Origin of the sequence: Aquipuribacter hungaricus, from assembly GCF_037860755.1 — a bacterium.
In the GTDB taxonomy this organism is placed as follows: domain Bacteria; phylum Actinomycetota; class Actinomycetes; order Actinomycetales; family JBBAYJ01; genus Aquipuribacter; species Aquipuribacter hungaricus.
Genome location: NZ_JBBEOI010000215.1, coordinates 1 through 5,889, shown reverse-complemented (window position 1 = coordinate 5,889; position 5,889 = coordinate 1). Strand labels below are relative to the sequence as shown.

6 protein-coding genes and 1 pseudogene are annotated in these 5,889 nt (G+C 77.4%); 5 read left to right on the top strand and 2 right to left on the bottom strand.

Going from position 1 to position 5,889, the window contains the following annotated elements:
• From WCS02_RS16450 to nadC, 3 genes and pseudogenes are all read left to right on the top strand, one after another.
• Nucleotides 1-274, top strand: a pseudogene (locus WCS02_RS16450) (pantoate--beta-alanine ligase); the annotation flags it as partial.
• Nucleotides 271-1,920, top strand: a complete 1,650-nt coding sequence (locus WCS02_RS16445; RefSeq protein ID WP_340295199.1) for an L-aspartate oxidase — start codon at nucleotides 271-273, stop codon at nucleotides 1,918-1,920. The pseudogene WCS02_RS16450 and the gene WCS02_RS16445, both read left to right, overlap by 4 nt.
• Entirely contained in the window at nucleotides 1,917-2,837 is a 921-nt protein-coding gene (gene nadC / locus WCS02_RS16440) for a carboxylating nicotinate-nucleotide diphosphorylase (RefSeq protein WP_340295197.1), read from the top strand. The genes WCS02_RS16445 and nadC overlap by 4 nt, the downstream gene beginning before the upstream one ends.
• Before the next feature lie 30 nt (nucleotides 2,838-2,867).
• Here nadC and WCS02_RS16435 read toward each other — a convergent pair whose 3' ends face one another.
• Together WCS02_RS16435 and WCS02_RS16430 are read right to left on the bottom strand one after the other, a co-directional pair.
• The gene (locus WCS02_RS16435) at nucleotides 2,868-3,188 is read right to left on the bottom strand and encodes an STAS domain-containing protein (RefSeq protein WP_340295195.1); all 321 of its coding nucleotides are present in this window, start codon (nucleotides 3,186-3,188) and stop codon (nucleotides 2,868-2,870) included.
• A 106-nt stretch (nucleotides 3,189-3,294) separates the two neighbouring features.
• Nucleotides 3,295-4,053, bottom strand: a complete 759-nt coding sequence (locus WCS02_RS16430) for a class I SAM-dependent methyltransferase (RefSeq protein WP_340295193.1) — start codon at nucleotides 4,051-4,053, stop codon at nucleotides 3,295-3,297.
• Nucleotides 4,054-4,106: 53 nt separating this feature from the next.
• Here WCS02_RS16430 and lysS point away from each other — a divergent pair, with 53 nt between their 5' ends.
• Both lysS and WCS02_RS16420 read left to right on the top strand, forming a co-directional pair.
• Nucleotides 4,107-5,693 (top strand): lysine--tRNA ligase, encoded by a 1,587-nt coding sequence (lysS, locus tag WCS02_RS16425; RefSeq protein WP_340295191.1) that lies wholly within the window; start codon nucleotides 4,107-4,109, stop codon nucleotides 5,691-5,693.
• Between the two features lies 1 nt (nucleotide 5,694).
• On the top strand, nucleotides 5,695-5,889 hold a 195-nt coding region (locus WCS02_RS16420; RefSeq protein ID WP_340295189.1), incomplete at its 3' end, for a hypothetical protein.

Genomic DNA, 5,889 nt, shown 5'->3' with positions numbered 1-5,889 from the left:
CGCCCGCGGTGCCGGGGCCGACGACGTGGCCGCCGCCGCCCGCGCCGCCCTCGACGTGCCGGGCGTCGAGCCGTCGTACTGCGTGCTCGTCGACCCCGTCGACCTCCGCGAGGTGCCCACCGACCACGCCGGGCCGGCGGTGCTCCTGCTCGCCGCCCGGGTCGGCGGCACCCGGCTCATCGACACCCTCGACCTCGAGGTCGCCCCCGGCGCGGGTCCTGCGCCGTCCGGGACCGCCGCCCCGCGGTCCCACCCCCAGCCGGAGGTCCCGTGACCACGCTGCCCGTCCGTCTCGTCGCCGGTGCCCGCACCACGGCGCCCCGCACCGACGTCGTCGTCGTCGGGTCCGGCATCGCCGGTCTCACCGCGGTGCTGCGGCTGTCCGCGCTCGGCCTCGGCGTCACCCTCGTCACCAAGACGGTCGCCTCCAGCGGGTCGACCCGGTGGGCGCAGGGCGGCATCGCGGCCGCCCTGGCCCCCACGGACTCCGCCGACGCGCACCTGGCGGACACGGTCGCGGCAGGGGGCGGGCTGTGCGACCCCGCCGCGGTGCGCGTCCTCGTCGACGACGGGCCCCGCCGGGTGCGCGGCCTGGTCCGGCTCGGGGCCCGCTTCGACCTCGACGCCGCCGGCGACCTCGCGCTCACCCGCGAGGGCGGCCACGGCGCGGACCGGATCGCCCACGCCGGCGGCGACGCCACGGGCGAGGAGATCTCCCGCGCGCTGGTGGCGGCGCTCGAGGGCGTCACCGCCGACGAGCGCGTCCGCCTGCTCGAGCACACCTTCGCCGTCGACGTCCTCACCGACGCCGCGGGGGCCGCGTGCGGCGTCCTCGTCGCCGGCCCCGACGGCACCCAGGAGCTGCCCGCCCGCGCCGTGGTGCTGGCCAGCGGCGGCATCGGCCAGGTGTACCGCTCGACGACGAACCCGCCCGAGGCCACCGGGGACGGCGTCGCCGCCGCCCTGCGAGCCGGGGCGGTGCTCGCCGACCTGGAGTTCGTCCAGTTCCACCCCACCGTGCTGTGGCTCGGCGGCGGCGCGCGCGGCCAGCAGCCCCTGATCTCCGAGGCGCTGCGCGGCGAGGGCGCCGTGCTGCTCGACGAGGCCGGCCACCGCTTCATGCCCGACCTCGACCCGCGCGGCGAGCTCGCCCCCCGCGACGTCGTCTCCCGCGGCATCGTCGATCGGATGGGCCTCACCGGCTCCGACCACGTCCTGCTCGACGCCCGGCACCTGGGGGCCGACTTCCTGTCCCGCCGCTTCCCCAGCATCGTGCGCCGCCTCGCCGAGCACGGCTTCGACCTGGCCGCCGACCCGGTGCCGGTGGCACCCGCCCAGCACTACCACTCCGGCGGCGTCCGGACCGACCTGCAGGGACGCTCGAGCGTCGACGGGCTCTACGCCGTCGGCGAGACCGCCTGCACCGGGGTGCACGGCGCCAACCGGCTCGCGAGCAACTCCCTGCTCGAGGGGCTCGTCTTCGCCGCGCGGCTGGCCGACGACATCGCCGCCCGGCTGGCCGCCGGCGAGCTGTCGCCGGGGGCCACCGAGGAGCGGCCGGGCCCGGCAGGGCTGGTCCCGGCCACCGCGCGCTCGGCGGTGCAGCGCGCGGCGTCCTCCGGCCCCGGCGTGCTGCGGGACGAGGAGGGCCTGGACGCCGCCTCGACCGCGCTCGCCGACGTCGTCACCGACGCCCACCACCACGACGAGGTCAGCGCCCGCGTCGACCGGCCCGAGTGGGAGGCCGCCAACCTCCACACCCTGGCGGTCGCGCTCACCACGACGGCCCGGGCGCGCACCGAGTCCCGCGGCGGCCACGTCCGCCGCGACTTCCCCCGCGAGGACCCGGCCTGGCGCCGCCACCTGCTGCTCCGCGCCCTGCCGGACGGCACCCTCGACCTGCAGCAGGAGGACGCGTGAGCGGTCAGGACCAGGCAGGCGGGCTCGTCGGGCCGGCGGCCGACGTGCTGGCGCGGCTCGTGCGGACCGCCCTCGACGAGGACCTGGGCGGCGACCCCGGCACGGACGTGACCACCACCGCCACCGTCCCCGCCGACGCCCGCACGGTCGTCGAGGTCCGGCTGCGCGAGCCCGGGACCGTCGCAGGCCAGGTCGTCTGGGTGCCGCTGCTCGCCGACGCCGCCCGGCGCCTGGGCCAGGAGACGCCCGTCGTCGAGCTGCTCGCCGCCGACGGCAGCCACGGCGCCGCGGGCGACGTGCTCGCCCGGCTCTCGGGGCCCACCCGGACCCTGCTCGTCGCCGAGCGCACCGGCCTCAACCTCGTCGGGCGGGCCTGCGGCGTCGCGACCGCCACCCGCGCCTGGGTCGACGTCCTCGCCGGCACGGGCGTGGAGGTCCTCGACACCCGCAAGACGACGCCGGGGCTGCGCGCGTGGGAGAAGTACGCCGTGCGGTGCGGCGGCGGCACCAACAAGCGGGTCGGCCTGTTCGACGTGGCCATGGTCAAGGACAACCACGCCGCGGCCGCCGGTTCCGTGGTCGCCGCCTACCGGGCGGTCCGCAGCACCAGCCCCGACGTCGCGGTCGAGGTGGAGGTGGAGAGCACCGAGGTCGCGCTGGCCGTCGTCCGCGCCGGCGGCCGGTTCCTCATGTGCGACAACATGACTCCCGACGACCTCGCCCGCACCGTGGCCGCGGTGCGCGCGCTCGTCGCCGAGCTCGACGGCCCCGGGGGACGCGTCCTGCTCGAGGCCACAGGCGGTCTCACCCTGGCCCGCGCCCCCGAGGTGGCCGCCACGGGCGTCGACTTCGTCTCCGTCGGGGCGCTCACGCACTCCTCGCCGCAGCTGGACGTCGGCCTCGACTGGACCGGCTGAGCGGCGCGAGCCCCGTCCTGCCGGTGCGGCTCAGTCCGCGGTGGTGGTGCTCGCCATGCGGGGGATGCGCCCGCGCAGCTGGTTCGGGGTGTTGAGCAGGCGGACCTTCCAGCGCCGGTGCAGGCCGACGAGGAAGTCCAGGCCCGCACCCTCGATGGCGTCGACCTCGTCGAGGTCGACGACGACGCGGGTGATGACGATCTGCTCGACCTCGCCCATCGCCTCGGCGAGCCGGGGGGCGGCGCGGTCGTCCAGGTGCCCGTAGAGCCGGACGACCACCTGGGTGCCGACCCGCTGCACCGCCACCTCGCACGCGGGGGCGCGGGGCGTCGGGACGCCGTGGTCGTCCACGATGGGTCCCCCTCCTGGTGCCGGCCGGGGGTCGTCCCCTGCCCGTCGTGCCCGTCTCGCGGCAGTCTGCCCCACGATCGTGACCCAGGCCACAGGGCGCGCGCCCTCAGGAGCGGCGGAAGCGGTGGACCTCGACGTGCTGGGAGAGCCGGACGGTCCCGTCTGCGCCGACGGCGGCACGGGCGGCCTGCGCCACCTCGGCGAGGACGGCGTCCCTCGCGGGCGACAGCGCCACGTAGGACCAGGTGCCCACCAGGGTGAGCAGGTCCGCCACGGACAGCACCGCCGTCGTGTCCGCCCGGGTGGTGCCGTCGGGCCGGAAGCGGGCGTCGGGCACCCGCGCCGGACGGGGGCTGCCGTCGGCCTGCGCGCGGGCGGCCAGGTCGGGCGCGTGCCGCACGACGGCCTGCCGGACGGCGGCGGTCAGCGGGTCGTCAGGGTCGCGGGTGGTCCACAGCAGGACCGCCGCACCGCCCGGGCGCACCACGCGCACGAGCTCGGCCGACGCCGCCCCGGGGTCCATCCAGTGCCAGGCCTGCGCGACGAGGACCGCGTCGGCCGAGGCGTCGGGCAGCGGCAGCGCCTCCCCGGTGCCGACGAGCGCCGTCACGCCGGGGGACCGGGCCCGCAGCCGCGCGAGCATCTGCTCGTCGGGGTCGACGGCGACGACGGAGTGCCCCTCGGCCAGCAGGACGCGGGTGAGCGCGCCCGTGCCGGCGCCGAGGTCGACCGTCTGCAGCGGCCGCGCGCCGAGCGCCCAGCGGACCACCTCGGCCGGGTAGCCCGGCCGCACCCGGTCGTAGTCGTCGGCGACCGCGCCGAAGGACGTGGCCTGCCGGTCGTCCGGGTGCGCGGGGGGCGTCACGCGGGCCATGGTGCCCGGTCCGGCCGCCGCGCGGGGCTCCCTATCCTGGACCGGTGAGCGAGACCCCGGCCACGGCCGCGACCGAGCAGGCCGAGGCCACCCCCGCGGGCGACGGCGCAGAGCAGGGTGCGGACAGCGCGGCCAACGGCGCCGACGTCCACGACGACAGGCCCGAGGAGCAGGTCGCCGTCCGGGCGGCCAAGCGCGAGCGCCTGCTCGCCGCGGGCGAGGAGCCCTACCCGGTCGTCGTGCCGCGCACCCGCTCCCTCGCGCAGGTCCGCTCCGAGCCCGCGTGGGCCGGCCTGGCCGACGGCGAGGAGACCGAGGACGTCGTCTCCGTCGCCGGGCGCGTGATGTTCGTCCGCGGCACCGGCCGGCTCGCCTTCGCCACGCTGCAGGAGGGCGACGAGCGGCTGCAGGTCATGCTCAGCCTCGGCGAGGTCGGCCCGGAGCGGCTCGAGGCGTGGAAGCGCGACGTCGACCTCGGCGACCAGGTCGCCGTCACCGGGCGCGTGGTGAGCAGCCGCCGCGGCGAGTTGTCGGTCATGGCGACCGCGTGGCAGATGGCGTCCAAGGCGCTGCGGCCGCTGCCGACCCTGCACAAGGAGCTCGCCGAGGACACCCGGGTCCGCCGCCGCTACGTCGACCTCGTCGTCCGCCCCGAGGCGCGCGAGGTGGTGCGCACCAAGGCCACCGTCCTGCGGTCCCTGCGCGAGACGTTCCACCGCCTGGGGTACCTGGAGGTGGAGACGCCGGTGCTGCAGCTGGTGCACGGCGGGGCCACGGCCCGGCCCTTCACCACCCACCTCAACGCGCTCGACGTACAGATGAGCCTGCGGATCGCCACCGAGCTGTACCTCAAGCGCTGCATCGTCGGCGGCCTGGAGAAGGTGTACGAGATCGGCCGCACGTTCCGCAACGAGGGCATCGACTCCACCCACAGCCCCGAGTTCACGATGCTCGAGGCCTACGAGGCGTACGGCTCCTACGACACCATGGCCGTGCTCGTCCGTGAGCTCGTCCTGGACGCCGCCCGGGCCACCGGCCGCACCGTGGTGCCCGACGGCCGCGGCGGCGAGATCGACCTGCTCGGCACCTGGCGCACCGTGACGGTGCACGACGCGGTGTCCGGCGCCCTCGGCGAGCAGGTCACGCTCGACACCGGGCTCGACGAGCTGCGCCGGCACGCCGACCGGACCGGCGTGGAGCTGCGGCCTGGCTGGGGCACCGGCGAGGTGGTGCTGGAGCTGTTCGAGAAGCTCGTCGAGCACACGCTGCTGGAGCCGACGTTCGTCCGGGACTACCCCGCCGAGGTCCGCCCGCTCGCCCGCCAGCACCGCGACGACCCGCGCCTGGCCGAGGCCTGGGACCTCATGGTCGCCGGGTCCGAGCTGAGCCCGGCCTACTCCGAGCTCGCCGACCCGGTGCTGCAGCGCGAGCGGCTCGTGGCGCAGTCGCTGCTCGCGGCCGGGGGCGACCCCGAGGCCATGCAGCTGGACGAGGACTTCCTGCGGGCGCTCGAGCACGGCATGCCCCCCACCGGCGGCATCGGGCTCGGCGTCGACCGGCTCGTGATGATCCTGCTCGGGGTGGGCATCCGCGAGACCATCCTGTTCCCGCTGCTGCGCCCGGAGGCCTGACGTGGACGTGCTCGGCGAGGTCGTGCGGGGGCTGCTGCCCACGGTCGGGGTGGTCCTGCTGTTCGGGGCAGCGATCTGGGCCATCGTCCGCGCCGACGCGGCCGAGCGTGCCGGCCGTGCCCGCGTGGAGGCCGAGGAGGACGCCGCCGACCGCGCCGCCCGGGCCGGCCCCGGGCCTGCCGCCGACCGCGCCGCC